This window comes from Arthrobacter sp. (assembly GCF_031179985.1).
In the GTDB taxonomy this organism is placed as follows: domain Bacteria; phylum Actinomycetota; class Actinomycetes; order Actinomycetales; family Micrococcaceae; genus Arthrobacter.
This window is the reverse complement of sequence record NZ_JAPSHJ010000010.1, coordinates 1-25856: the sequence shown is the minus strand read 5'-3', so window position 1 is coordinate 25856 and position 25856 is coordinate 1. Positions and strand designations below refer to the sequence as shown.

The following is a 25856-nucleotide window of genomic DNA, read 5'->3' as shown; positions in this document are numbered from 1 at the left end:
CGTTGCTGCACCATTGGAAGTCGGCCTCCCTTAGGTCGCAACTCGTGGCCATCATGATGGCGCTGATGCTGGTCGCCCTGACTGTCACAGGGGCTGGAACCCTGACACTGCTGCACAGCTATCTGCAGGGCCAGGTGGATGACAAACTCGAGGCTGCCCTCGACTCGGCGCGTCGGCAGCAGTCTTTCAACCAGTTGCAAGAACAGAACCCTGCTGTCCCCACGGACTACTCGCTCATCCTGTTCAGCCCGGGCCAGCAGCCCTTCCCGTTCGGCGGCAGCAAGGTTTCCCGTCCTGCTATCGACGATATTTCCCCCGCCCAGGCTGACGCACGCAAGAATGTCCCGTTCCAGGTACGCGGGACAGACGGCGGCAACTGGAGGGTCGTGGCGGTCAATGTGCTGGATGGAAACCAGCGCAATGCAGTGGTGATTGTGGGACTTCCGCTGGCTCCGGTGGATGAGGTCATGGAGCATGCCGTCCTCGTGGTCGTCGGCGTGGGGCTCCTGACACTGGTGTTGGCGTTCTTCATAGCCACCTGGACTGTGTCGCGCTCGTTCCGGCCCTTGGGAAGGGTTGAAAAAACAGCTGCCGCGATCGCTGCCGGAGATCTTTCACGGCGAGTGGACGTTGAAAACCCCGGTACCGAGGTTGGCAGGCTGGCAAGCTCGCTCAATGCCATGCTGGCGCACATCGAATCGGCTTTCGCTGCACGCCTCGCATCAGAAGAGCGCATGCGGCGCTTTGCAGCCGATGCCTCCCACGAGCTCCGTACACCCCTGGTCACCATCCGCGGGTTCTCCGAGCTGTACCGCCACGGCGCCCTGGCTTCAAAGGAGGATGTGGGCACCGCTATGGGCCGGATCGAAAGCGAAGCCAAGAGAATGGGCAGCATGGTGGAGGACCTCCTGCTCCTCACCCGCCTGGATGAGCAGCGCCCCCTGCAACAAAAGCCGGTGGACCTGATGCTCATTGCCCACGACAGTGTGGTGGATACCCAGGCCAGCCAGCGTAAGCGCGGCATCAGTTTGATTGGGCTCGACGGCGGCCCCGCCGCACCGGCGCCCGTCCTGGGGGATGAGGCTAAGCTCCGCCAGGTTGTGGGCAATCTTGTGGGCAACGCCCTCCGGTACACACCCGAAGGCACCCCCATTGAACTGGCTGTGGGCGTCAGGGCTGACGACAATGGTGGCCGGCGCTCTGTTATTGAAGTTCGGGATCACGGACCGGGCATCCCCGACGAGGAGGCACCCAGGATCTTCGAGCGCTTCTACCGCGCGGACACCTCAAGGACCCGCGAAACGGGAGGCAGTGGACTGGGACTGGCCATCGTGGCTGCCATTGTGGGCTCACATGCCGGAACTGTCAGAGTTGAACACACCGAAGGAGGAGGCGCGACGCTGATCGTCACCCTCCCGCACCATGAGGGTTTGGCTGAGACGAAAGATGACGTCGAAGTTATCCACATACAGGGATAGGCCGTGGCAGTGGCCTCCGCCTTCTTCATAGGCTCGATGCAGGGCCGGGACAACCGGTCTTATGTTATTCACTCACAAAGCGTCGAGAGGCATTTCCATGAGCATCATTTCCGTCGATACCGAACTTCTCCAGGTGAAGTCAGCAAATGTTAAGGCGACGGTGGACCGCATCAGCGCGGATGTCCAGGCAATGAAACGCGGCCTCGACGAGCTGCAGGGCACATGGCGTGGTTCGGCTGCCACCAACTTCCAGTCCCTTGTCAACGAGTGGACCCTGACGCAGGGCAAAGTGGAGGCGTCCCTGGCATCCATAAATCTTGCCCTCAGTTCGGCGGCTGCCAGTTACGCGCAGGCTGAACAGGGCAACGCCCAGCGGTTCAGCTAGGTGCCGTTTCTGTTAGGTGCCGTTTAGGCAAGGCTCGGCCGGCGTTGCCTGCTGGCACCTCCGCTCTGCCCCTCGTCAGGTCACCGCTGCGAAAGCTATGCTCGGAACTGAATCGCCACCCTGCAGCTTCGGTGAACGAGGGGACGCGTGTTTGCCATGGGATTCAGGAAATCTTCCATCCGCGTAGGGCTAGCGGCAGTCTTGTTCTGCCTGGGGATGACAGGTTGCCAGCCGGCCCCGGAATCCGATGGAAGATCGGTCCACTTCACTGCGGCGGGAGATATCGGCGTCGGCAAAGGTGCAACCAGGGTCCTCGACGTGATCGCCGATTTGAAGCCAGACCTGAATATTGCACTTGGCGATCTTTCCTACGAGGCCGGCATCGAGGAAAAATTCTGCGACATGGTTAAGGAAAAGCTTGGCAAGGAATTCCCGTACCAGCTGATCACCGGGAACCACGAAAGTGACGGGCATGACGGCGATATCGAAAATTTTGTCAAATGCCTGCCAAATAGACTTCCCGGGCTGCAAGGAGAATACGGGACTCAATGGTATGCAGACGTTCCGCGGGAAAATCCCCTTGTCCGGTTTGTCATGGTGTCACCTGGAATCGATTTCCACGGGGGCGAGCGGCTCGATTATTCCGAGGGAAGCGAGCGTTGGAGGTGGACTGAAGCCGCCATTGACGGTGCCCGGGACGCAAACATTCCTTGGACTGTGGTGGGTATGCATGCTTCTTGCTTCAGTATGGGCCACTACGAATGCGAGCCCGGAGCACCCTTGATTAACATGCTTGTCAGCAAGAAAGTTGATTTGGTTCTCTCCGGCCATGAGCACGTTTATCAACGGACCCACCAGCTGAACGTTAATGACAGCTGTCCCCGACTGGTTCCGGGGAAGGTAGCGGGCAGTTGTGTGGCGGACGACGACGACGAAATGAAGGAAGGTCAAGGAACAGTCTTTATTACCAACGGCGTTGGTGGAGTTTCACCCAACGAAGTGTCAGACAATGATTCCGAGGCTGGCTATTTTGCTGTGTGGTCAGGAAAGAACCGGGATCCTGCACAGGGAACACTCGACGTCAGAGCTACGGCATCCAAGCTCGATGTCCGCTTCGTCCCTGCGGAAGGATTTTCCTTTACGGACAATTTCCTACTTGAGAAGTAGCTGAAGGAGGGGCGCGCTTATGCTTCGTCTGTCCCCTGGTGAAAACGGATCCGCCATTGAGCCCCGTCAAGAACCCAGAGGGAGCTGCGGAGCGTCGTCCCGGTCCGTGTATGGCTGCGGTAGGTCAAAAGAACCGCGGTGGGGCAGATACGGTCGGCCGCCAGAAGCTCCAGCTCAGTCCTCGACCCCGGATTCTCCTCCAGCTCCGTCATCATCGCGTCGCGGGTCCAGAGCCGCCCTGAGCTTCCGATCTCCGTAAAATCCCGATGCAGCAAGACTCCGGTGCGCCCAATATCTGCACGCACTTCGGGGCTGAGTAACTCGCGTTCAAGCTCCTCCACGATAACTTCCGGGGCAGGCTCGGCAGCAGGCGGCAGGGCAAAAGGATCGGCGTCGAGTTCGCTGAAAAGATCAGGTTCCTCATAAAGTGCCGCCTCCCCGTAGCCATGGGAGGGTTCAGGGCGTGAGGCTCCCGCCTTTGTAGGCACGGGAGCTGCAGGTAGAGGCTCCCGGGGCTCCGTGCGGTCGGTGGCTTCGCTGGTGCCCGCCCCCGCTCCGTGGACTCCGGGGAAGCCGGGTCCGGTGCGGACGGCAATACCCTGCTGATATGCGGTAGCGGCTGCCCGGGCGCGCTCATCGGCAGCCTCGTTCAGCTCGTGACCGGCATGACCCCGGACCCACTCAAAGGTATATTTACGTCCTGTCAGGGCCTGATCAATCTCCTTCAGGAGTTCGACGTTGAGCACAGGCTTGCCGTCCGCCTTGCGCCAGCCCTTGCGCTTCCACCCCGGCATCCACTTTGTCACCGAGTTGATGACGTACTGGCTGTCGCACAGGATCCGCAAGTCCTCCTCCGGCAAGTGGGCGGTTGCACGGAACAAATCCAGCACGGCCATGAGCTCGCCTTGATTGTTGGTGCCATGCGGCCATCCTCCGGCTCGCCAGCAGTTCTCATCTACGAACCAGGCCCATCCGGCCGGACCAGGATTTCCTAAAGCCGAACCGTCGGCCGCTGCAATTATCGTCACCTGAACATCCTGCCAGAACAGTCCGACAGTGAGCAGCTTGCCCTGTGTGTGGTGGCAGCTCGGCCACTGCCGCCACAGCGCCTCTGGCCGGAACACTACGAAGACGACGGCGATTATGACCTGAAATTTTTCCAGGGGCTCCTCGTTGCTGCCCGGCAGGGTTTGTAACAGCCAATGATGAAATAGGAGGTCCCCCGGGTTCTAGGGGCAAAAGGCCCGGTTTGGAGTGACGCAAGCCTCAAAATGGCGTTGTTAGCGCGCGCATATGCACATCGTTTCAATTTCACTTAAAAGACAGGCGGGGGACCCGGCTTCCGTTATCAAAGTGTGACATTGGGGATACCCGCTGGTAGTCTCGGCTACCGACATCGACGGCCGCAACGCTAAGGCATGCATTTCGTGCCCGTGTCGACAGCCGGTCCCCCAGCCAAGGAAGTAGTTCAAACTTGAATACGACCCCCCAACGAGGACGGCATGTCCTCGTCCAGTCAAACACGCCCCCGGCAGCTGAACGCCGCAGGTTGTCCCCCCTGGCAACCAAGACCCTTGCCATCGGAGGTGCGGTGTCTGTCCTCGCCACCGCCATCCCTGTTGGCATCGCAGCAACGGCAGCCACATCGGAATACGTAGTCAATGGAGGCTTCGAAAACGGCACCACGGCCTGGAAGACCAATACGGCAGCCCAGAGCATCACTGCTGTTTCCGGCGGCCGTACCGGTCAGGCAGCATCGCTGGCAACGTCCACGAGAGGTGACGTCGTCCTGAACGACAAAGTCGCTACTGTCGCCACGACCACCAGCGGAAAGAGTTACTCCGTAAGCGCATGGGTTAAGACTCAGACGCCCGGTGTCTCAGGCCAGCTCCGTATCCGCGAAGTATCTGCATCCGGAGTCAAGTCTCATTCCACACCTTTCAAGCTGAGTGACACCCAATGGCACGAAGTGAAGCTTTCAGTGACCACCAGCTCCAGTGGCGGCCATCTGGACCTGAATGTTGTGGGAACCTACTTCGCCACAACAAGTAAACTCCTCGTCGACGACGTCTCACTGAAGGACAGCTCGACCGGCTTGGCTACCACCTCTGCTGCACCCGCACCGACGACGACGTCCCCCGCGCCGGCTACCTCGTCGCCCGCACCCACCACGACGTCACCGGCGCCGACCACCAGCGCACCAGCACCCGCACCCACCACCAGCACTCCGGCGCCGGCACCGACGACGGCCGCTCCGGCGCCCGCGCCAACTGCGGCCGCTACCGGCACAGCAACCCTCACGGGCACCCAAACACCAGAGATGGGAATTCCCAGCAAGGTACTGGTTGGAGCGGCCTACGGCGGAAATACAGATCCTGCCGATTTTGAGCAAAGGATCGGCGGAACCCTCCAGATCCGACGGACTTTCTGGCGTGGAGACAACGTTGACTCAGCGGTCCGCATGGCCACCGGTGACGTCGCGAAGGGTCGTCTCCCGTGGCTCAGCTTCAAGCTGCCCTACACCTGGTCGGAGATGGCTGCCGGTAAAGGCGACGCCTGGGCCAAGGACCTCACTCAGAAACTGGCTGCCCTCAACGCGCCTGTCTGGGTCGCCTTCCACCACGAACCTGAAGGCGACGGTGACGTCACCCAATGGGTTGCCATGCAGCGAAGGCTGGCACCTATCGTTCACGCCAACTCCAACAACATTGCCTTCAGCACCATACTTACCGGCTGGCACCAGTTGTATGGTGATTCGCAGTACTCCCTGGACGCCCTCTACCCCGGCGACGGGCTGGTAGACATCATGGGCTTTGACCCCTACAACGAATACGGGGTAGTCAAGGACGGAAAGACCATTACGAATCCGTTCAAGTTCAATCTTCCGGCTCTCTCGGCCTTCGCCAAATCAAAAAAGGCGGCCTGGGGCCTGGCTGAAACGGCATTGACTGATGAGGCTTCCAGGGTAGACCCGACCTGGATGGACCGGACCTACTCCGAGCTTTCCGCCAACGGAGCAATTGCCATGACGTACTTCAACACTGAAGTCAACGCCTATGGTTCCTGGCTCATCAACGACCCGGCCAAGACTCAGCAGTTTGCTGACATCCTGAGGCGCGCAGAGGAGTAACACCTCAGCGCTAGAATCAGACTCACGAGCTTGAGCAAGCGTGGGGAGGGTGCTGGTGAAAGTGATCGCCGCAGTCAGGGCCGTCCGGCTCGACGGCGATCGCGCACGCCGCACCCTCCTCTCGCCTCAGCGTTGGGTCAATGAAAAAGCGGTTGGGCCAACGGGCAGAATGGCTGCCGGGAAGCTGGTTCGAGTGGTCCTCGCGCTGTTGCTTCTCATCCAGCTGGGAGCGTGTGACTTCCCTTTCGGCCGGGATCCCCGCGCAGCAACACCCGTTCCCACGGTCTCCCCCGCCCCCGTTGTAGAACCGACACCGGCCTACTCGCACCCACCCGAAATGGGAATTCCGAACAAGGTGCTCGTGGGCGCGTCCTACGGAGCCAACAGCGATCCCGGCGAATTCGAGCAGAAGATCGGTGGAACGCTGCAGATCCGCCGGACCTACTGGGATGGGGACAAGGTGGACTCCGCCGTCCGGACCGCGAGTGAGGACATCGCCGTCGGCCGTATCCCCTGGATCAGCTTCGAACTGCCGTACAGCTGGGCAGAGATGGCCGCAGGCCAGGGCGACGACTGGACGATAGACCTTATCCTGAAGCTTGCCGCCCTCAAGGCGCCCGTTTGGATTGCCTTCCACCATGAGCCTGAAGGTGATGGGGACGTCAGAGACTGGGTTGCAATGCAACGCCGGTTGGCGCCCATTGTCCACGCCCACTCCGACAACGTCGCCTTCAGTACTATCCTCACAGGCTGGAACCAGCTCTATGGTGAAGCGCAGTACTCCCTGGACGCCCTCTATCCCGGGGACGGGCTCATAGACATCATGGGCTTTGACCCCTACAACGAATACGGGGTGGTCAAGGACGGCATGGCAATCACCTACCCGTTCGACTTCGGCCTTCCGACCCTCGCTGCCTTCGCCAAATCGAAAAAGGCGGCCTGGGGTCTTGCCGAAACCGGCTACACGGACGACGCCGCCATGGCGGATCCGCGCTGGCTGGACCGCATTTACTCTGAGCTCTCGGCGCACGGGGCCATAGCCCTGACCTACTTCAACACCGAGCTGAACGCCTATGGGTCCTGGCTCATCGACAGCCCAACCAAGATCAAGGCCTTCTCCAACATCCTCAAACGGGCGAAAGAGGAGTAGCAGCCAGGTCACCAAGCCCTGGATACAAAAGTACGGCCCCCTCAAGAGAGGAGGCCGTACGTTTGATCTTCAGGCTAAACCAGGGGGTTAGAAACCGCCCATGCCGCCCATCTCGTCGCCGCCACCCATGGCCGGAGCGTTCTTCTCCGGCTTGTCGGCCACAACGGCCTCGGTGGTAAGGAACAGACCGGCGATGGAAGCCGCGTTCTGCAGGGCAGAGCGGGTTACCTTGACGGGGTCGTTGATGCCTGCAGCCAGCAGGTCGACGTACTCGCCCGTTGCAGCGTTCAGACCGTGGCCGGCAGGCAGGCCGCGGACCTTGTCCACAACAACACCCGGTTCGAGGCCGGCGTTGAAGGCGATCTGCTTCAGCGGAGCATCAATGGCAACGCGGACGATGTTGGCGCCTGTGGCCTCGTCGCCCTCGAGCTGCAGGTTGGCGAATGCCTTGAGGCCGGCCTGAATCAGAGCAACGCCACCACCGGCGACGATGCCTTCTTCAACCGCAGCCTTCGCGTTGCGGACGGCGTCCTCAATGCGGTGCTTGCGTTCCTTGAGTTCAACCTCGGTTGCGGCACCGGCCTTGATGACTGCAACGCCGCCAGCCAGCTTGGCCAGGCGCTCCTGCAGCTTCTCGCGGTCGTAGTCCGAATCGGAGTTCTCGATCTCGGCGCGGATCTGGGAAACGCGGCCAGCAATCTGGTCTGCGTCGCCCGCACCTTCAACGATGGTGGTCTCATCCTTGGTGACAACAACCTTGCGGGCGCGGCCAAGGAGTTCCAGGCCGGCGTTCTCAAGCTTGAGGCCGACTTCCTCGGAGATGACCTGACCGCCGGTGAGGATGGCAATGTCAGCCAGCTGCGCCTTACGGCGGTCGCCGAAGCCAGGGGCCTTAACGGCTACTGACTTGAAGGTGCCGCGGATCTTGTTGACGATGAGTGTCGCCAGTGCTTCACCCTCGACGTCCTCGGCAATGATCAGCAACGGCTTGTTGGACTGCATGACCTTTTCCAGGACAGCAACCAGTTCCTTGACATTGGAGATCTTGGAGTTGACCACCAGGATGTACGGGTCCTCCAGGACGGTCTCCTGGCGTTCTGCGTCGGTGACGAAGTACGCGGAGATGTAGCCCTTGTCGAACCGCATACCCTCGGTGAGCTCAAGCTCGAGGCCGAAGGTGTTGGATTCCTCGACGGTGATGACGCCTTCCTTGCCCACCTTGTCGAGGGCTTCGGCAATCAGCGCACCGATTTCGTCGTCACCGGCTGAGATGGAAGCCGTGGCTGCGATCTCTTCCTTGGTTTCGATTTCCTTTGCCTGGTCCAGCAGCTCGCGGGTTACCGCTTCAACTGCCTTCTCGATGCCGCGCTTGAGGGACAGCGGGTCCGCTCCGGCTGCTACGTTGCGCAGGCCTTCCTTAACCAGGGCCTGTGCCAGCACAGTTGCCGTGGTGGTGCCGTCGCCAGCGACGTCATCCGTCTTCTTGGCGACTTCCTTGACCAGCTCGGCGCCGATCTTCTCGTAGGGATCGTCCAGCTCGATCTCCTTGGCGATGGAAACACCATCGTTGGTGATCGTGGGGGCGCCCCACTTCTTTTCGAGGACGACGTTGCGTCCACGCGGGCCGAGGGTAACCTTGACGGCGTCGGCGAGGATGTTCAGGCCCCGCTCGAGGCCGCGGCGTGCCTCTTCATCAAATGCAATGATCTTGGCCATAACGGCAGTAGTCCTTTCGGGACAGTCGTTAAGAATGAACCCAGCTGCGGTGCCCGCGACGGACGATCCTTCCCCCTTGGCCTCTGTACACCAATGGTTGGAATCTCACCCCAGTCAGGTATTTCTTTCGCTCCTGTGTCCGGCTTCCGTACCCGGCGGCCGGCCTGAACCGGACACCGCATTAGCAGTCGATACATAGGAGTGCTAACTCAATAATTAGCACTCCACTGGGGAGAGTGCAAGCAGAAGCCCGCAGAACGGTTCAATAGCGGGGCCGGTTCGCTCCCAGCGATCAGCCTGCGTCCTTGGCCGCGGACTCGGTGCCTGACATTTTGGCCGTATTATCCGCTCCATAGGTGAACACCATGTAGTTGGCACTCGTGATGTCCCCGCTGGAGTCAAAAGCTATGGCGCCCGATTCGCCGTCGTAATCCACTGTCTTTCCCAACCGGATTGCCTCTGCACACTCCTGATATGTCTTGCACACCTGCGCGTCAGCTGCCCGGTCGGCTTCGCTCGCAGTCCGCCCTCCCGAGACGGCAAGCAGGTGTGAGGCGATGGACGCACCGGCGTCGTCCTGCGCTGCCGCCGCCGCGATGGCAGCCAGATTTGCGGCATCATAGGTTTCCGCAGCGAAGGTCATGTCCTTGAGCTGCGCGTTGACCGCCACCAGCTCGCCTTGGAAGTGGGCGGACGGGAAAGTACCCGGGAGCACTCCCCGGGAGCCATCGAGGGCCTTGGAGCCAAGCCTTGAGCCATACTGGTCCACGGCCCCGTCGCTCAGAATCAGCTTCTTCCCGCCCAGGCCTGCATTGTTCAGTTCGGCAATTGCTCCGACGGCATCCTGGCGCGCAACCAGTATGACGGCATCGGGTGCCGAATCCTTGGCCTTCGCCGCGGCCCCCCGCGCATCCCCTGGCGTGAATTCAGCGTCCACGGCAATGTCCAGATCGGCCTGGCTGGCCGCCGACTTCACTGCACCTAAGACGTCGGCGCCATAGCTGCCTGCTTCATGGATCACCGCCACGCTGCGGGCACCACCGTCCTTGGCGAGCTTGGCCAGCACCGAAGCCTGGGCGACGTCCGCAGCCGCGGTGCGGAAGTAGTAGCCACCGCTCTTATATTTGCTCAGTGCCATCGCCGTATTGGCCGGCGAGATCAGGGTGACCTTGGCACGGGCGAGCACATCGATGGCTTCACCTGCATTACTGGAATCCGTTGGCCCGATCACGACGTCTGCTTTGGCAGCCACCAGCTCCCTGGCCTGCCCGGAGGCATCCTCATTGACCTTCTCCGGCAACAGCTCAACAGGCTTCCCCTTGTGGCCGCCGGCAGCGTTGATCTCCTGAACCGCAAGCCGGGCGGCTGTCCGCTGGGAATCATTGAGGAACGACCGGTCCCCCACGTTGTCCAGGATCAGGCCAATCCGCAGGGTTCCGTCACCGCTTGCCTCGGCCTCCGACAGACGCGCGTTTCCGGCCTGACCGGCGCATGCAGTAAGGGCAAGGACGAGGCAGGCACCCGCCGTCATGACCGCCCTGACGGCGGCTCGTTCGGCTCCCACTAGGCGGGCCGGACGTTTTCTGCCTGCGGGCCCTTCTCTCCTTCGCCCACTTCCAGCTCAACACGCTGGCCCTCTTCGAGCGCGCGGTAACCGTCGCCCTCTATCGCGGACCAGTGGACAAAGACGTCATCCCCGGATCCGTCCACGGTGATAAAGCCGTAGCCCTTTTCGGCGTTGAACCATTTGACGGTTCCCAGAGCCATGTTGTCCACACTTTCATTGCTGCTTCCGGCCCACGTCACTGTGCTGCGGTCGCGTTGTTGCCGTCGCTGTGCTGCCCCTACTTCAAGGCGTCGTTAATCACTGTAACGAACCCCATGGTCCGCTGTCCGGCGGCAGGCCGAATGGTGCCCAATAGTTATTCAGGCTTAACTGAGCCTACTGGTAGCCTGGCCCGAGAACCACCACGAGGGGCTGCTGGAACTCTGCCGAATCAACCAGAGTGGGGATGCTGAGCAACGTCCCCAGAGCCGCCGCTGCTCCCTTTTGGGCTTCGCCTTTGTAGTAAATGACGGAAGTCTGCTGCGGCAATCCGCCCCAGTTCCCGATCGGGTCCGTCGTCCAGCCGTCTTCTTGGATCTGCTCTGCTACCCGTCCGGCCAATCCCGCCGTCGTAGTCCCGTTGTAGACGGCGACAGGCTGGCTCTTGTCCACCAGCGGGGCGATCGGCTCCGGAGTTGGCGGCGGAGGGGTGGATTCCGAGGTGGTGGCCAGAGGAGCCGGGCTCTGGGACGGTTCAGTCGTTGCTGAGGGAGTGGTGCCAGGCTCGGCCGAGGGGGCCGATCCGGAGGCGGAGCTGGATCGTCCGAACATGGCCAACGGATCAGCAGTGGAGAAACCAAGTTTAGGGAAAAAGAAGAAGGCCGCCACTCCAACCGCGAGAGCGGCTACGCCTACTGCCATCACGGGACCCAATTTACGCTTGGAAGGGCCCGCAGCCACCCGGTGGACACCTTGGCGTGACGATGCCTCCGGAATCCTGTCGAATTCATCCCTTGCGTACTTGGTCATGATTGAACGGTGTCCTTGCTGGTAGTCGCTGATTGCTCAGCGCTGGCTCACTTTAGGCGTCCGAACCAAGGCGACGTGCAGTACGTGCCCGCTGGCGTGACGTACGTAGTCTACGCAGTCTCTTCACGAGCATAGGGTCATGTGCCAAAGCGGCTTCAGTATCGATCAGTGCGTTCAGGATCTGGTAATAGTGCGTAGCCGAGAGGTCAAACAACTCCCTGATGGCCTGTTCCTTGGCACCTGCATACTTCCACCATTGCCGCTCCAGTGCGAGCATTTGCTGCTCCCGCTCGCTCAGGGAAGAGTCGCCGCGAGGCTCTCCTGCTGGCTGTACCTGCTGAAGCAGATGATCCTGTACGGGTTCGGCCACGGCACGGTCCTTTGCTGGTCCTGATGAATGCAACTGGTTCTGCGAGTGGGTAGCGGACTGCGCCTGGCTGGTTCCGGCGTAGAGTCCCGCTCCCATGGTACGGAGGAATAACACGGTTGTCATTTACGCTGCATGACTTGCGTTTCTTCAGCTCGGGAGCGGCCCGCACGTGCCGGGCACCCGCCCGGTATCCCCTATCCACCCTCGGTACAGGGACAATAGGAACTGTGTTTGACTCAGATGCTTTGTTCGACCTCGAGCCGGCCGCTTCGGACTCTATTGGATTTGCCGATCTTGTGCGCCTCCCGCTCTCAGGCCTGGTAGCTGAAGACTGGGCAGAGGCACTCGCCCCCGTCGAGAGCGAATTACGCGGCGTCTTGAGCTTCCTCGCTGCTGAAGTGGAAGCCGGGCACACAGTTCTGCCGTCACCGTCGAACGTTTTGCGCGCATTCCGGCAACCCTTGATGGCGGTAAGGGTCCTGGTGGTAGGGCAGGACCCGTATCCGACGCCAGGTCACGCCGTCGGCTTATCCTTTTCGGTGGATAGGGCGACCAGGCCCATTCCCCGGAGCCTGGCCAACATCTTCACTGAACTCCAAGATGATCTTGGCCTCCCCCCGCGGGTTCACGGAGACCTCAGCAGTTGGGCGGATCAGGGAGTCTTGTTGCTCAACAGGGTCATGAGCGTCAGGGCCGGTGCTGCAGGCTCCCACCGGGGCAAAGGCTGGGAAAAGATCACGACGGCGGCCATCGCCGCTCTGGCCGCACGCAGGCATGCGGACGGCAGCCCCCCTCCCCTCGTGGCCATCCTTTGGGGCAAGGACGCTGTCGGCGTCCGTTCCCTCGTGGGGAATACGCCGGTTGTGGCCAGCGCCCATCCGAGCCCGTTGTCAGCGTCGCGAGGGTTCTTTGGTTCCCAACCGTTCAGCCGGACCAACGCCCTGCTGCATGAGCAGGGCGCCGCCCCGGTCGACTGGGAACTTCCGGTCCTTTGAGGCGGCTCCGGGTTGGAGCCGCAGAGGCGTCCGTTGCTGCGTCACCATGTGCGGCACGCCGTTAACTTAGCCTAGGCTTACCTCCATGACGTCACTTCCCGCTGCCACCTCCGCCACGCGCAACTCGCGCCCTCAGACCTCACTGACAGTTCTCCGGCGGGAAGAGCTGTCACCGCACATGGTGCGGATCATCGCCGGTGGTGAAGGATTCTCCAGCTACACCAACAATGCGTTCGTCGACCGTTATGTGAAGATCGCCTTCCCGCAGCCAGGGGTCGCCTATCCGGAGCCGCTGGATCTGTGGACCGTCCGGGAAACCATGCCACGCGAGCAGTGGCCGCACACCAGGACCTATACCGTCCGCTGGGTGGATGAAACGGCCCGGGAACTGGCCATTGATTTCGTGATCCACGGGGACGAAGGCCTGGCAGGACCCTGGGCAGCAGCAGCGGCGCCCGGTGACACGATCATTTTCACCGGCCCCGGCGGCGGCTACAACCCGGATCGGGCAGTCGATTGGTACCTTTTCGCCGGCGACGAGGCAGCCTTGCCTGCCATTGCCGCTGCCGTCGAATCGTTGCCGCCAGAGGCGCTCGGCAAGGCCTATCTCGAAGTAGACAGCGACGCAGACATCCAGGCAGTGGCGGCGCCCGTGGGGATAGAGCTCAACTGGCTCCTGCGTCGGGGAACCCCGGCGGGTTCCAGTGAGCTTCTGGTCGATGCTGTACGGAACGGCGAGTGGCTGGACGGGCGGGTGCAGGTTTTCGCCCATGGGGAACGGGGCTACATGAAGGCCCTACGTGATGTGTTCTTCGTCCAGCGCGGACTTGAGCGTTCCCAGGTTTCCCTGTCCGGCTATTGGGCCAAGGGAAGAGTGGAAGATGACTTCCAGGCCGAGAAACAGCTCCCCATCGGAAAGATCTGAACGGGTGGGATCTGGAGCTGACGTCTCCTGAGCCACGCCGCCCTGAGAGCCTCCTGAGCCTCGCGACGCCTAACGGCGTCTCGCCCTCCTGCGCTCATTGCTCGCCAGATTCCGTGTGAGCGGCCTGGCCAAGGTGTCGCCCAAGACGATTCCCGCGGCCACCCCAAGGACAATAGCGCCGGCGTTCAGCATTCCGCCGGCCCCGATGAGGATCTCCGATTCTTCGATGGTCAGCACGTACATGGAGCGGAATATAGTCAGGCCAGGAAGCAGGATCAGGGCAGCCGGGACGGCGACTACGAGCTGGGGAGCCCCCATTTTCAGCGCGACTACTCGCCCGAGAAGGCCTATGACCACCGCTGCCAGAGCAGGGGAAAACCTATCGCCAACGCCGAATGCAGTGGCCCCCCACAGCACAAGGTAACCGACGACGCCGACCCCGGCAGTAGGCAGCAGGAGCTTCCAGGCCGTTTGTTCCGTGATGCCGATAGCAAGTACTGCAACCGCTATAAGAATGATCAGGGCCCACCAGTCATACGCCGGCGGGAATGTTTTTGTCACGTCGATTTTTTCCATGCCGGCCACGGCACCCACCACCAAAGCAACGGCAATCCCAGCGACCAGAGCCCCGAACGTCAGGACAGTGGAGAGGAATCGGCCCGCGGCAGTCACCGGGAATCCGTTGATGGCGTCCTGGACCGATGAGACGAGGCGACCCGTGGGAAGCAGCAGCAAAATACCTCCGACCACGACGATAGCTGGCTCGATCGGGACGCCGATCTGCCACAGCAGCAGCGCAATGAACGTCACCACAAAGGCGCAGGACGCCGTCGTAAAGAAGTCCGGTACCCGCCGCTTGCTGAGCTGGCGGGCCAGCAGGCTGATGAGCAGGTTGGAAAGAAAAGCAACTCCGGAGGCACCCACTCCGCCGCCAAGGATTCCCACGAAAACAGCCGAGAACACCCCGAAGGCGACTGTCACCATCCAGCGCGGATACGGCTTGGAGCTGTGGATGATCTCTTCGAGACGACGGACAGCCTCATCCCGCCCCACACCGCCCGCCACGACGTCCGTCACCAGCTGGTGCACCTGGGCCAGCCCTGCGTAGTTGTTGGTCCACGACCTGACAACGCGCAGCAGGGAAATGGGAGTCTGGTCCTTCGGCGCGTAGTTGATCGCCACGGACTGGTTGGTGATGTCCACCTCGATGTTCTTCAGTCCCAAGGCAGCCGTTACGGCAATGATGCTGGTTTCCACCTCGAGGGCACCTGCACCGTACCGGAACATCGATTCAGCCAGGTGAAGGGCGAAGTCGATTGTCTTGCGGGCGGAGGTATCCACTCCGCCAACCTGGATCATCGGGTTGGCATAAGGGCTTCCCGCCAGCCGGTCAACGATGCTCAGGGGTGCCGTAGGCGGATTCTCCCCCTGCACGAGCCGGCGCAGCATGCGTTTAGCAGCGACGTTCTGCTGCAGTTGCGACGGCGAGAGCGGTTCAGTCTTGGGTAGCCCGTCAGTGTGCGGCTTCCGCCGGCCGTCGGTTTCCTTGGTCATGCGGCCTCCCTCCCTGGCGTTGACGCTGACTTAGTTGACGATGACTTAATAGAACTGCTGCCCTGTCCGACGGGTGTAGAGCTGGCGGGCCACTCGTTCTCCGGCAACCATCCACGCCTTGTATTTCAAGGGGTTCAGGATCTGGTCGTAGCAACCCACGAAGTCCGTCACTGTCTTGCTGAAGCTGGTCTTGAACAGTCCCAGGCCGTGGAACGGGTTGGACGTGTCTTTGAGCTGGTCGCTGGGCGGGGTCCCACAGAAATCGTATTCAGTGCAGCCGAGGTTCTTAAGCTGGTTGATGGCAGTCCACTGCACCAGGTGGGAGTCGCCATACTGGTTGCGCTTCTGCAGCGATCCACCGTCCTTGTACGTTCCTTTGTTCCCGTAGTTGACCACAAATGCGCCCACGGACGGAACTCCGTTCTCGTAAACGAAGAGCAGCCTGCCCTGACCCCTGTTGATGAAATTTGTCCAGAATTGCCGGTAGTACTCGTACTCACGGACCCGCACCTGCGATTTTGCCTCGACAGTTGTGGTCATGAGCGAATACATGGCCTTGAAGTTTTCTTCGCTGGGTTCCACATTCTGCACTTCAACACCCTCACGGATAGCACGGCGCACCGCATTCCGGCCCCGGGAATGCAGGTTCCGCAACAACTGGTTCGGCTCAGGGGAGATGTCCAGCAAAGCGGTGGAATCGTTGGGCTGCAGGTTGTGCGTCTTGCTCAGGCCTGCACCTTCGATGACTTGGCGCGCATGATCCGACAGGACAATATCGGGCTCGATCTTCACGGCAAAAACGCCCAGCTTCGCCCTCTTGATCAGATCAGCGTTTGCTGCGGCGATCCCGGGGATGTCCTCGACGTCAGCAACATCCGGCCCCTTGATCAGGTACCAGATCTTGCCCAGCAGCGGAATGGGCTTTTCCAGCGCCAGATTATAGCTGGTGTAGTCAGCGGTCTCATATACGAGGTGCAGTGGCTTCCAGCCGAAGTGCTGTTTGACTTCAGCGAACGCCTCAGACTGCAGCAGATTTCCACCATTGGGATTTGCAGTCACATGGTTGTCCCAGTTGGCAATCTCCTCGGCGGAGGCAAAGCGGGCGGTAAATTCTCGCAAGTCTGCGGTGTCCAATCGTTGCGTTCAGTAAGGCGGCTAGTCCCAGGCGTGCAGCCTCAAGTGTATCGGCCGGCCCTGCCCCGAAGGGAGCGTTGACACCAACCGCAGCCCGGATCCGGCACGGCCTATCGGCGCCCAGGTTCTGGGACTTGCCGCGTTCCTTGGCGCCTCAGCACTCCACTACGTTGACAGCGAGGCCACCCATGGCGGTTTCCTTGTACTTCGAGCTCATGTCCTTGCCCGTTTCCCGCATGGTGACGATCACTTCATCGAGCGACACGCGGTGTGATCCGTCACCCCAGAGAGCCATCTTGGCTGCATTGATTGCCTTGGCTGCGGCAATGGCGTTGCGTTCGATGCAAGGGACCTGCACCAGCCCGCCAATCGGATCGCAGGTGAGGCCCAGGTTGTGTTCCATCGCAATTTCAGCAGCGTTCTCCACCTGGGCGGGAGAACCGCCCATCACCTCGGCCAGACCTGCAGCCGCCATGGATGAAGCCGAACCAACCTCCCCCTGGCAACCCACCTCTGCCCCGGAGATCGACGCCTGTTCCTTATAAAGCACGCCGACGGCGGCCGCCGTCAGCAGGAACCTGACCACGACGTCGTCGCGATCCGACTGGGTGGCCTCTTCCATTCCCGGCGCAAAATGCAGGGCGTAGTAGAGCACGGCCGGGATTATCCCGGCAGCGCCGTTGGTCGGCGCAGTGACCACCCGGCCGCCCGAGGCGTTTTCCTCGTTCACCGCGAGCGCGATCAGATTGACCCATTCCTGCCAATACTTCGGGTCCCGGTCCTTGTCCTCCTTCATGAGCCGCTCATGCCAGTCCGGCGCACGACGGCGGACCTTGAGTCCGCCGGGCAGCAAGCCTTCGCGTTTCAGACTGACGGCGACGCAGCTCTCCATCACCGAATAGATGTGAAGGAGCCCCTCTCTGATCTCCTCTTCCGATCGGGACTCCCGCTCATTGACGAGCATGACCTCGCCTATGGACAGCCCGTTCCCCTGGCAGTGCCGCAGGAGTTCAGCGGCAGTCCGGAAAGGAAACGGCAACTCCTTCTTGGATTCTTCGAGTTGCTGCTGGGCCGCGTCTTCTTCTCCCTCGCGGACAATGAAGCCGCCGCCAACGGAGAAGAAAGTAGCCTGGTGCAAAACCTCGCCAGCCGCATCGGACACGGCAAACTTCAGGCCGTTTGTATGCCTCGGCAGGATGGTCAGCGGGTGGAGGATCATGTCCTTCACCGCATAGGGAAAGGACACCGAGCCCGCCAACTGCAGTTGACCGGTGTCAGCGATGGCAGCCAGCCGTTGCTCCACCTCATCGGGAAGGATCAGCTCCGGGTGGAACCCTTCCAGCCCGAGGAGGATGGCTGTCATGGTCCCGTGGCCGTGCCCGGTTGCTGCGAGGGAGCCGTAGAGGTCCACCCGCAGACCAGCCACCCGGTAAAGGACTCCACTGGCCCTGAGTTCCTCCGCAAAGACAGCGGCAGCCCTCATAGGACCCACAGTGTGTGAACTGGATGGTCCTATGCCTATTGAAAAGAGGTCAAAGACTCCAACAGCCATGGTCGGGGTTCCTAACTGGTTAGCGGCGGTGAGGTGAGCAATGGGCCCCTTCGGGCCTCAAAAGCCATCAGCTAAGCCCAGCGACGGCCGGGTAGAGAGGATGGGCTGCGGCGAGCGCTTCCACGCGGGAGCGCAGCCCCGAAAGGTCAGAGCCGGCGTCGGCGATCAACGCCTGGGCGATGATGTCGGCTACCTCCCTGAACGCGGCTTCCCCGAAACCGCGTGTAGCGAGGGCGGGCGTGCCGATGCGCAGACCGGAAGTCACCATCGGCGGCCGCGGATCAAACGGCACAGCGTTGCGGTTGACGGTGATGTCAATTTCCGCGAGCCGGTCCTCGGCCTGCTGGCCGTCCAGTTCACACTTGCGCAGGTCAACCAGCACAAGGTGCACGTCGGTGCCGCCGGAGATCACATTGATGCCCTTTGCCGTGACGTCCGGCTGGACCAGGCGTTCGGCGAGGATCCGTGCTCCAGTCAGGACGCGCTCCTGGCGTTCCTTGAATTCGGGAGATGCGGCAATCTTGAATGCCACGGCCTTGCCCGCGATGACGTGCTCCAGCGGGCCGCCCTGCTGACCCGGGAAGACGGCCGAGTTGATCTTCTTGGCGATGTCGGCGTCGTTGGTGAGGATGATTCCACCGCGGGGACCAGCGAGGGTTTTGTGCGTCGTTGAGGTGGTGACGTGCGCGTGGGGAACCGGTGACGGGTGCAGTCCTGCGGCGACCAGGCCCGCAAAGTGTGCCATGTCCACCATGAGGTAGGCCCCTACCGAGTCGGCGATCCGGCGGAACTCAGCAAAGTCGAGCTGGCGTGCATATGCGGACCAGCCGGCAACGATCAGCTGGGGTTTGTGCTCGTTGGCGAGCCGCTCCACCTCTGCCATGTCAATCCGGTGGTCCTCTTCGCGTACCTGGTACGGAATGACGTTGTACAGGCGTCCGGAGAAGTTGATCCGCATGCCATGGGTGAGGTGGCCGCCATGGGCCAGGTTGAGGCCCATGATGGTATCGCCGGGCCTGATCAGGGCGTGCATAACCGAAGCGTTGGCCTGTGCGCCGGAGTGCGGCTGGACGTTGGCGTACTCTGCGCCGAAGAGGGCCTTCACCCTGTCGATGGCCAGCTGCTCGACAACGTCAACGTGCTCGCAGCCGCCATAGTAGCGCTTGCCCGGATACCCCTCGGCGTACTTGTTGGTCAGCACCGAGCCTTGGGCCTGCATGACGGCGACGGCGGTGTGGTTCTCCGAGGCGATCATCTCCAGGCCGGTGCGCTGGCGGGTCAGTTCGTCGTCGATCTTCGCAGCGATTTCCGGATCCAGATCGGATATCTGTGCGTCAAGGCTGGGTGAAATGACCTGCTCGAATGCCGCCGGAGCGGGGCCCATGGCCGGGGCGCTCACAGTTCGCCGCCGTTCTTGGAGGCATAGTCCTCCGCGGAGAGCAGCGGGCCCTCGGACTCCGCAGCTACCTTGAACAGCCAGCCCGCACCGTACGGATCGTTGTTGATCAGTGCCGGATCATCGACGACGGCGGGGTTCACTTCGGTGACTTCACCGGTTACGGGGGCGTACAGGTCTGAGACGGACTTGGTGGATTCGACCTCGCCGCACGTCTCCCCCGCCGTCACCATCGATCCGGGCTCGGGAAGGTCAACATAGACGATATCGCCGAGGGCATCAGTGGCCACGGCGGAAATCCCAATGGAGACCAGGTTCCCGCCTTCGCGGGCAACCCACTCGTGCTCGTCGGAGTACTGCAATTCAGGGGCAACCTTTGCCATGTGTTTTCCTTTACGTTTGAAAATTGTGGTTCCGTACAGCGTCAGGAAACCGAATTCCTCCGCGTGCTCGCTCGTTCCTCGTTTAGACGCACGCTTCCGGAATCCGCTCCCCTGCCGCTTTGTGCCAGTTGTTCCTCCGAAAAGAACAGTGGCCCTTCAAATCAATAGGTCCTAGCTCCAAGTTGGCCGCGAGGGGTTCGACTAGCTCAACCCCCTGGCAGGTGCCCCATCCTCCAGCACCTTTGGCTTTCGAAAGCGTGCGTCAAAGCGACGAAGGAGCAGCACGCCTGAAAACCGGGGCCTGCCGGTCCCGTTGTCGGGGCCTGCCGGTCCCGGTGCCGATAACGGCAACGGGACCGCCGGGCTACTTGGCGCGCTTGTAGAACGGCAGCGCGACAACTTCGAACGGCTCGGCCTTACCACGGAGGTCGATGTCCAGGGCTGTGCCAATTTCACTGTGCTCAACGTCGACATAGGCCATCGCTACCGGGTAGCCGAGCGAGGGGCTTGGCTGGCCTGAGGTCACTTCACCAACAACGGCCCCGTCCTTCAGTACCGTGTAGTGCCCACGTCCGGCACGGCGCCCCAGTCCTTTGAGCCCCACCAGCTTGCGTCCGGTGCTGATACCGGCGCCGGCTTCCTTTTTGGCAGCCAGGGCAGCCTTGCCCACAAAGTCGCCTTCCTTTGACAGCGCGACGATTCCGCCCAGGCCGGCAGCGAACGGATCGCCGTCGATCGAGAGCTCGTTGCCGTACAGCGGCATGCCTGCCTCGAGGCGCAGGGAGTCCCGGGAGGCCAGGCCTGCCGGCGTCAGCTCCCCCTCGTCAGCAATCGCGACGATTGACTGCCAGAGGGCAGGGGCGTCGTCGTTGTTGATGAAAACTTCGAAGCCGTCCTCACCGGTGTAGCCGGTGCGGGCCAACAAGAGCTCCTGGCTGCTTCCCCCCACGAGGAAGGGCACCTGGACGGCAGCGTAGTACTTCAGCCCCATGACCAGTTCGTGCTGGGCCGCAGGAACCAGGCGGAGGAGGATTTCCTCAGCTTTCGGTCCTTGGACGGCGATCAGGGAAGTAGCGGCGGACACGTCCTCCACGACGACGTCGAAATCGGCAGCGCGCTGCGCCAGCGACTCAGCCACTGTCTTGGCGTTTCCTGCATTCGGCACCACCAGGAACTGGGTGTCCCCTCGGCGATAGGTGATGAGGTCGTCGATGATGCCGCCCTCGTCATTGCAGATGAGGGAGTACTTGGCCTTTCCTACGCTCATCGCAGAGATCTTTCCCACGAGGGCGTAGTCCAGGAACGCAGCAGCGTCAGGCCCGGTGACCCAGACTTCGCCCATGTGGGAGAGATCGAAGATGCCAGCCGATTTCCGGACTGCGTGGTGCTCTGCCAGCTCGGAGCTGTACTTGAGCGGCATCTGCCAACCGCCAAAATCAGTGAAGGAGGCGCCGAGCTTTTTGTGCTCCTCGTACAGGGCAGTGTAGTTCTCAGTCATGGTTGCAGTCCTCAGTTGGCGGAGTCGGCGGAGTGGTCCTCGAAGGCTTCGAGGGGAGGGCACGAGCAGATCAGGTTCCGGTCCCCCAAAGCGCCGTCAATTCGGCCTACCGGCGGGAAGTACTTGTCCTGCTTCAGCGAGTGCACGGGGAAAACAGCCTGTTCGCGCGGGTATCCCCGGTCCCAGTCAGTGCTGATCGCTGCCGCTGCCGTGTGGGGCGCGTTCCGGAGCGGGCTCTCGGCCACGGAGAAGTCCCCGTTTGCCACCTGGTCGATCTCGGCGCGGATGGAGATCATGGCCTCAATGAAGCGGTCCATTTCACCGAGGTCCTCCGACTCTGTGGGTTCCACCATGAGTGTTCCTGCAACGGGGAAGGCCAGCGTCGGGGCGTGGAAACCGTAATCGATCAGGCGCTTTGCAACGTCCTCAGCTGTGACGCCTGTCCCGGCTGTGAGCTCGCGGAGGTCAAGGATGCACTCGTGGGCCACCAGCCCTCCTTCGCCGGTGTAGAGAACCGGGAAGAAGTCGTTCAGCCTGGCGGCAATGTAGTTGGCCGCGAGCAGGGCAGACTTCGTGGCGTCGGTCAGGCCCTGGCCGCCCATAAGCTTCACGTAGGCCCAGGAGATGGGCAGCACGCCCGCGGAACCAAAGCGCGAGGCCGAAATGGGAACATCGTTGCCTTCGGTCCAGGTGGCCGCGTTCCCGGGCATGAAAGGGGCCAGGTGCGCCTTCGCTGCTACAGGCCCGACGCCGGGTCCGCCACCGCCGTGCGGGATGCAGAACGTCTTGTGGAGGTTGAGGTGGGAGACGTCGCCGCCGAACTTGCCAGGCTGGGCAAGCCCTACGAGTGCGTTGAGGTTGGCGCCGTCGATGTACACCTGTCCGCCGGCGGCGTGGATGGCATCGCATACCTCGCGGACGTCGGCGTCGTACACACCGTGCGTGGACGGGTAGGTGATCATGATCGCGGAGAGTGCGTCCTTGTGGGCGTCGATCTTCGCCTGCAGATCAGCGTGGTCAATGGTTCCGTCGGGGGCGGTGGCAACGACCACCACCTTCATTCCGGCCAGGACAGCTGAGGCCGCGTTGGTACCGTGAGCGGAGGCGGGGATGAGGCAGACGTTGCGCTGGGAATCGCCACGGGAGCGGTGGTAGCCGCGGATGGCCAGCAGGCCGGCAAGTTCCCCTTGGGAACCGGCGTTGGGCTGGATGGAAACCTGGTCGTAGCCTGTAATCTCCGTCAGTTCGGCCTCTAGGTCAGCGATGAGTTCCCGCCAGCCCTCGGTCTGTGAATCAGGCGCGAACGGATGGATGGAGGCGAATTCCGGCCAGGAAATGGCTTCCATCTCGGCGGTCGCGTTCAGCTTCATGGTGCAGGAACCCAGCGGGATCATGGTGCGGTCCAGTGCAAGGTCGCGGTCTGAAAGTTTGCGGACGTACCGGAGCAGTTGGGTCTCGGACCGATGGGTGTTGAACACAGGGTGCTGCATAAAGTCGGAGGTACGTTCGACGGCCGGCTCCAGCCCAAAGGAACTGTCTGACCCGTCGCCTGCCTCCGCTACTGCGACGCCGAAGGCGGCACAGACCGTGGCGACGATGTCCGTCGTCGTCGCTTCATCCGCGGAGATCCCCACGGTGTCAGCATCGATGTCGCGGAGGTTGATCCCCCGGGCCTCAGCAGCGGCGAGGATTTCAGCAGCCTTGCCCGGAACCGAGACCGTGATGGTGTCAAAGAAGCTGGTGTGGAGCACGTCCAGGCCGCCAGCCTTCAGGGAGGCGGCCAGGGACTTTGCGTGCCCGTGAGTGGTCTCGGCGATGGCTTTCAGGCCATCCGGCCCATGGTAAACGGCGTACATGGAGGCAACGATTGCGAGCAACGCCTGGGCCGTGCAGATGTTGGACGTGGCCTTCTCACGGCGGATGTGCTGTTCACGGGTCTGCAGTGCCAGACGGTACGCAGGGGTGCCTGCGGAGTCCTTGGAGACTCCAACAAGGCGGCCGGGCATGGACCGCTCGAGGCCCTTCTGGACGGCCATGTAAGCAGCGTGGGGGCCACCGTAGAACAGCGGCACGCCGAAGCGCTGGGCCGAACCGACCGCGATGTCCGCGCCCTGTTCGCCCGGAGGTGTGATGAGGGTCAGTGCCAGCAGATCGGCAGCGACCGTCACCAGGGCGCCCCGGTCCTTGGCGTCCGCAATGGCTGCAGAGTGATCAAAGACCCGGCCGGAGACGCCCGGCTGCTGCAGCACCACACCGTTGATGATGCCGTCGGGCAGTCCCTTGGAAAGGTCCGCCACCTCCACTTCGAAGCCCAGGGCCTCGGCCCGGCCTTTGACGATGGCAATAGTTTGCGGCAGGCAATCAGCGTCCAGGACCGTCTTGCCATCAACTGCAGCCTTATTCTTGTTGGCCCTGCGCATCATCAGCACAGCCTCTGCCACCGCGGTGGCTTCGTCCAGTAGCGAAGCATTGGCAATGGGCAGGCCCACCAGGTCCTGGACCATGGTCTGGAAGTTCAACAGGGCCTCAAGGCGGCCTTGGGAAATCTCCGGCTGGTACGGGGTGTAGGCCGTGTACCAGGCCGGTGCCTCAAGGATGTTGCGACGGATGACCGGCGGAGTCAGAGTGTCGTAGTAACCCTGACCGATCATCTGGACGGCTGTTTTGTTCTTCGCCGCCAGCTTGCGCAGCTCGGCCAACGTTTCAACCTCACTCAGTGCCGGAGAAAGCGCCAGCGGGGAATCCTGCCGGATATCTTTCGGTACCGCGGTGTCTACCAGCGCATCAACGGTGTCGTAGCCGACGGCCTTGAGCATGGCGTCAACGTCGGACTCGTGGCGGGCACCGACGTGCCGGTCTACAAAGGACGTGGAGGCTGATTTAACAGTCACAAGGAACTCCAAAACTAAGGCGGCGCAGGGTACGCCACATTGACTGGGTTCCTCCCCGCTCTGTATTGGACCTGAGAGTTTCCGCGCAGCCGTGCTCTCGCATGGCTCCGCTTGCACCGTCGGTGAGCACAGTTTGTTCGGCAGAAGCCCGGAGATAATCCCGGTGCTGGAGCGGACAAACTTGCTGCTTTCCAGAGTTGCCTTGCCGCGGCGGTACGTGGGCCTGAGAGATTCCTGGGGAGGGTTTGCTCCTACGGCGCCTGCTTGTACCTACTTGCAGGACTCTCCCGCCGCAGATCAAAGGCATATATTTAGTTTGCGGTGACAGCAGTCACAGAGGCTATTGTCCTATGTCCCGGGCTGCGGGGCAAATGTGAGTTTGCCGGGCCCCCTCAGTCGCTTTCCACATAGATCTTCAGGGCGTCAAGGAGTCCCTCCGTACCCTCTTTGCGTCCTTCGACGTCATCTTCGCTCGTAAAGTAAACGCCCTGTTCCGTTAGTGTCAGCTTGGTGCCGTTCCCGTCGGGTTCAAGCTCCACACTGCTCAGTGACACAGACATTCTCTGGCCGTCGAGAAGCATTTCGTAGCTGTAGACGATCCTCTCGTCCTGAACGATGTCGTGATAGGTCGCATACATGGTGGAGACGAATCCGCCTTCCGGCCCGCCGACGTCCGTCTCACGGCCACCCTCGCGGAAGTCCAGACTGGATTCGCCCTGGACCCATTCCGGCGGCCCGCCGAACCACTTCTTCTTGCTGGAAAAGTCGGAGAATGCATGGAAAACGCGCGACGGCGGGGCGTTGAGCTTGCGCTCAAGTGTGAAGCTTGCGTGCGTGATGGGAGTTATCATCTGTTTCTCCTGGTTGTCTCGTGCCTAGTTGTCTTCTGGTTGTGGATTGGATGGATCATCTGATTCAAGGAAAGCTTCGAGCCGGTCCATGCGGCGCTCCGCAGGAGTCCGGCAGGCAGCGAGCCAGTTCTCTGCAAACCGGAGGGTCGCGGGGACGATGCTGCAACTGCGGACCCTGCCGATTTTTTCGGTGTGGATGAGCCCGCAGTTTTCCAGGACCTGAAGGTGCTGCACAATCGCGGGCAAGCTCATCGCAAAAGGTGCTGCCAAGTCCGAAACCGAAGCCGGCCCCTGGCAGAGCCGGACGATCATGGCCCGTCGGGTTGGGTCCGTCAGCGCCTGGAATACGGAATCAAGCGGGGCTCTCCCGGAATGGTCGGCCTGCTGATTGTTAAGCACATACTTAAGTATGGGCTAAACATTCCGGATGTCAAGGGTTGATGAACGCTCTCCGCAAGAAACAAAAACGTCCGACGCCGGGGAAGTCCCGGCGTCGGACGTTATATGCACGGCATAGGCCACGCAGACCGCTCTGTGATGTGACAGCAGAACGTGGAGTTTGGACGGACCTACTGCACGTCCGGTCGGGTCACGCTGGCGGTCGGCTTCATGTTCTCAGCACCAACCAACCAGGCGAACTGCTCCAGCTTTTCAATGAATGTATGAAGCAGATCCGCCGTCGTCGGGTCTTCTTCATCCACCTCGT

Annotated in this window: 22 protein-coding genes, 1 pseudogene and 1 riboswitch; of the genes and pseudogenes, 7 read left to right on the top strand and 16 right to left on the bottom strand. The window is 61.7% G+C overall.

Features of this window, described 5'->3' with window-relative positions; genetic code table 11:
* Positions 1 to 2 precede the first annotated feature (2 nt).
* The 3 genes from RIN13_RS06920 to RIN13_RS06910 all read left to right on the top strand — a co-directional run bounded on the left by RIN13_RS06920 (position 3) and on the right by RIN13_RS06910 (position 3030).
* Positions 3 to 1478 (top strand): HAMP domain-containing sensor histidine kinase, encoded by a 1476-nt coding sequence (locus RIN13_RS06920; protein ID WP_309106598.1) that lies wholly within the window; start codon positions 3 to 5, stop codon positions 1476 to 1478.
* Between the two features lie 97 nt (positions 1479 to 1575).
* Positions 1576 to 1863, top strand: a complete 288-nt coding sequence (locus RIN13_RS06915) for a WXG100 family type VII secretion target (RefSeq protein WP_309106597.1) — start codon at positions 1576 to 1578, stop codon at positions 1861 to 1863.
* Positions 1864 to 2079: 216 nt separating this feature from the next.
* Entirely contained in the window at positions 2080 to 3030 is a 951-nt protein-coding gene (locus RIN13_RS06910; RefSeq protein ID WP_309106596.1) for a metallophosphoesterase, read from the top strand.
* Positions 3031 to 3047: 17 nt separating this feature from the next.
* Here RIN13_RS06910 and RIN13_RS06905 read toward each other — a convergent pair whose 3' ends face one another.
* Entirely contained in the window at positions 3048 to 4058 is a 1011-nt protein-coding gene (locus tag RIN13_RS06905) for an RNase H family protein (RefSeq protein WP_309106595.1), read from the bottom strand.
* 446 nt (positions 4059 to 4504) lie between these two features.
* On the opposite strand from RIN13_RS06905, the gene RIN13_RS06900 reads away from it, so the two are divergent.
* Positions 4505 to 6160: a carbohydrate binding domain-containing protein gene (locus tag RIN13_RS06900; RefSeq protein ID WP_309106594.1), complete on the top strand. Its 1656-nt coding sequence runs from the start codon at positions 4505 to 4507 to the stop codon at positions 6158 to 6160.
* 55 nt (positions 6161 to 6215) lie between these two features.
* Positions 6216 to 7310, top strand: a complete 1095-nt coding sequence (locus tag RIN13_RS06895; protein WP_309106593.1) for a hypothetical protein — start codon at positions 6216 to 6218, stop codon at positions 7308 to 7310.
* Positions 7311 to 7397: 87 nt separating this feature from the next.
* On the opposite strand, the gene groL is transcribed toward RIN13_RS06895, so the two are convergent.
* The 5 genes from groL to RIN13_RS06870 form a co-directional block, all read right to left on the bottom strand.
* Entirely contained in the window at positions 7398 to 9026 is a 1629-nt protein-coding gene (groL, locus tag RIN13_RS06890; RefSeq protein ID WP_247048442.1) for a chaperonin GroEL, read from the bottom strand.
* A 292-nt stretch (positions 9027 to 9318) separates the two neighbouring features.
* Complete coding sequence (locus tag RIN13_RS06885) at positions 9319 to 10590, bottom strand: ABC transporter substrate-binding protein (RefSeq protein ID WP_309106592.1); 1272 nt, start codon at positions 10588 to 10590, stop codon at positions 9319 to 9321.
* Positions 10590 to 10793, bottom strand: coding sequence for a cold-shock protein (locus tag RIN13_RS06880; protein ID WP_247048443.1), 204 nt, complete (start codon positions 10791 to 10793; stop codon positions 10590 to 10592). The genes RIN13_RS06885 and RIN13_RS06880 overlap by 1 nt, the downstream gene beginning before the upstream one ends.
* Positions 10794 to 10968: 175 nt before the next feature.
* Positions 10969 to 11601, bottom strand: coding sequence for a LytR C-terminal domain-containing protein (locus tag RIN13_RS06875; RefSeq protein ID WP_309106591.1), 633 nt, complete (start codon positions 11599 to 11601; stop codon positions 10969 to 10971).
* Positions 11602 to 11653: 52 nt separating this feature from the next.
* Positions 11654 to 11971 carry a DUF3263 domain-containing protein gene (locus tag RIN13_RS06870; protein ID WP_375164739.1) on the bottom strand — a complete coding sequence of 106 codons (318 nt, stop codon included), beginning with the start codon at positions 11969 to 11971 and terminating at the stop codon, positions 11654 to 11656.
* A gap of 227 nt (positions 11972 to 12198) precedes the next feature.
* On the opposite strand from RIN13_RS06870, the gene RIN13_RS06865 reads away from it, so the two are divergent.
* Together RIN13_RS06865 and RIN13_RS06860 are read left to right on the top strand one after the other, a co-directional pair.
* Positions 12199 to 12966 carry a uracil-DNA glycosylase gene (locus RIN13_RS06865; protein ID WP_309106590.1) on the top strand — a complete coding sequence of 256 codons (768 nt, stop codon included), beginning with the start codon at positions 12199 to 12201 and terminating at the stop codon, positions 12964 to 12966.
* Positions 12967 to 13051: 85 nt separating this feature from the next.
* Positions 13052 to 13891, top strand: a complete 840-nt coding sequence (locus tag RIN13_RS06860; RefSeq protein ID WP_309106589.1) for a siderophore-interacting protein — start codon at positions 13052 to 13054, stop codon at positions 13889 to 13891.
* Positions 13892 to 13960: 69 nt separating this feature from the next.
* Here the strand turns inward: RIN13_RS06860 and RIN13_RS06855 are convergent, their stop codons facing one another.
* From RIN13_RS06855 to RIN13_RS06810, 10 genes and pseudogenes are all read right to left on the bottom strand, one after another.
* The gene (locus RIN13_RS06855; RefSeq protein WP_309106588.1) at positions 13961 to 15445 is read right to left on the bottom strand and encodes a threonine/serine exporter family protein; all 1485 of its coding nucleotides are present in this window, start codon (positions 15443 to 15445) and stop codon (positions 13961 to 13963) included.
* Positions 15446 to 15490: 45 nt separating this feature from the next.
* Entirely contained in the window at positions 15491 to 16564 is a 1074-nt protein-coding gene (locus RIN13_RS06850) for a peptidoglycan bridge formation glycyltransferase FemA/FemB family protein (RefSeq protein ID WP_309106587.1), read from the bottom strand.
* Positions 16565 to 16733: 169 nt separating this feature from the next.
* Positions 16734 to 18131 carry an L-serine ammonia-lyase gene (locus RIN13_RS06845; protein ID WP_309106586.1) on the bottom strand — a complete coding sequence of 466 codons (1398 nt, stop codon included), beginning with the start codon at positions 18129 to 18131 and terminating at the stop codon, positions 16734 to 16736.
* 67 nt (positions 18132 to 18198) lie between these two features.
* Entirely contained in the window at positions 18199 to 19515 is a 1317-nt protein-coding gene (glyA, locus tag RIN13_RS06840; protein WP_309106671.1) for a serine hydroxymethyltransferase, read from the bottom strand.
* Positions 19516 to 19526: 11 nt separating this feature from the next.
* Positions 19527 to 19910, bottom strand: a complete 384-nt coding sequence (gcvH, locus tag RIN13_RS06835) for a glycine cleavage system protein GcvH (RefSeq protein WP_309106585.1) — start codon at positions 19908 to 19910, stop codon at positions 19527 to 19529.
* A gap of 364 nt (positions 19911 to 20274) precedes the next feature.
* On the bottom strand, positions 20275 to 21408 hold the full coding sequence (gcvT, locus tag RIN13_RS06830; RefSeq protein ID WP_309106584.1) for a glycine cleavage system aminomethyltransferase GcvT: 1134 nt from the start codon (positions 21406 to 21408) through the stop codon (positions 20275 to 20277).
* Positions 21409 to 21419: 11 nt separating this feature from the next.
* Positions 21420 to 24299, bottom strand: a complete 2880-nt coding sequence (gene gcvP / locus RIN13_RS06825) for an aminomethyl-transferring glycine dehydrogenase (RefSeq protein ID WP_309106583.1) — start codon at positions 24297 to 24299, stop codon at positions 21420 to 21422.
* A gap of 201 nt (positions 24300 to 24500) precedes the next feature.
* Positions 24501 to 24599, bottom strand: a riboswitch (glycine riboswitch).
* A 92-nt stretch (positions 24600 to 24691) separates the two neighbouring features.
* The gene (locus tag RIN13_RS06820; protein ID WP_309106582.1) at positions 24692 to 25150 is read right to left on the bottom strand and encodes an SRPBCC family protein; all 459 of its coding nucleotides are present in this window, start codon (positions 25148 to 25150) and stop codon (positions 24692 to 24694) included.
* A gap of 24 nt (positions 25151 to 25174) precedes the next feature.
* A complete protein-coding gene (locus tag RIN13_RS06815) occupies positions 25175 to 25549 on the bottom strand; it encodes a metalloregulator ArsR/SmtB family transcription factor (RefSeq protein WP_309106581.1) in 375 nt (124 codons plus the stop codon).
* Positions 25550 to 25719: 170 nt separating this feature from the next.
* Positions 25720 to 25856, bottom strand: a pseudogene (locus tag RIN13_RS06810) (DNA starvation/stationary phase protection protein); the annotation flags it as partial.

Excerpts from the sequence above, each read along its gene's own strand:
- RIN13_RS06855 (WP_309106588.1), bottom strand. The coding sequence starts at position 15,445 with ATGACCAAGGAAACCGACGGCCGGCGGAAGCCGCACACTGACGGGCTA.
- RIN13_RS06845 (WP_309106586.1), bottom strand. The coding sequence starts at position 18,131 with ATGGCTGTTGGAGTCTTTGACCTCTTTTCAATAGGCATAGGACCATCC.
- RIN13_RS06915 (WP_309106597.1), top strand. The coding sequence starts at position 1,576 with ATGAGCATCATTTCCGTCGATACCGAACTTCTCCAGGTGAAGTCAGCA.
- RIN13_RS06820 (WP_309106582.1), bottom strand. The coding sequence starts at position 25,150 with ATGATAACTCCCATCACGCACGCAAGCTTCACACTTGAGCGCAAGCTC.
- groL (WP_247048442.1), bottom strand. The coding sequence starts at position 9,026 with ATGGCCAAGATCATTGCATTTGATGAAGAGGCACGCCGCGGCCTCGAG.
- gcvH (WP_309106585.1), bottom strand. The coding sequence starts at position 19,910 with ATGGCAAAGGTTGCCCCTGAATTGCAGTACTCCGACGAGCACGAGTGG.
- RIN13_RS06875 (WP_309106591.1), bottom strand. The coding sequence starts at position 11,601 with ATGACCAAGTACGCAAGGGATGAATTCGACAGGATTCCGGAGGCATCG.
- gcvT (WP_309106584.1), bottom strand. The coding sequence starts at position 21,408 with ATGACTGAGAACTACACTGCCCTGTACGAGGAGCACAAAAAGCTCGGC.
- RIN13_RS06860 (WP_309106589.1), top strand. The coding sequence starts at position 13,052 with ATGACGTCACTTCCCGCTGCCACCTCCGCCACGCGCAACTCGCGCCCT.
- glyA (WP_309106671.1), bottom strand. The coding sequence starts at position 19,515 with ATGGGCCCCGCTCCGGCGGCATTCGAGCAGGTCATTTCACCCAGCCTT.
- RIN13_RS06880 (WP_247048443.1), bottom strand. The coding sequence starts at position 10,793 with ATGGCTCTGGGAACCGTCAAATGGTTCAACGCCGAAAAGGGCTACGGC.
- RIN13_RS06910 (WP_309106596.1), top strand. The coding sequence starts at position 2,080 with ATGACAGGTTGCCAGCCGGCCCCGGAATCCGATGGAAGATCGGTCCAC.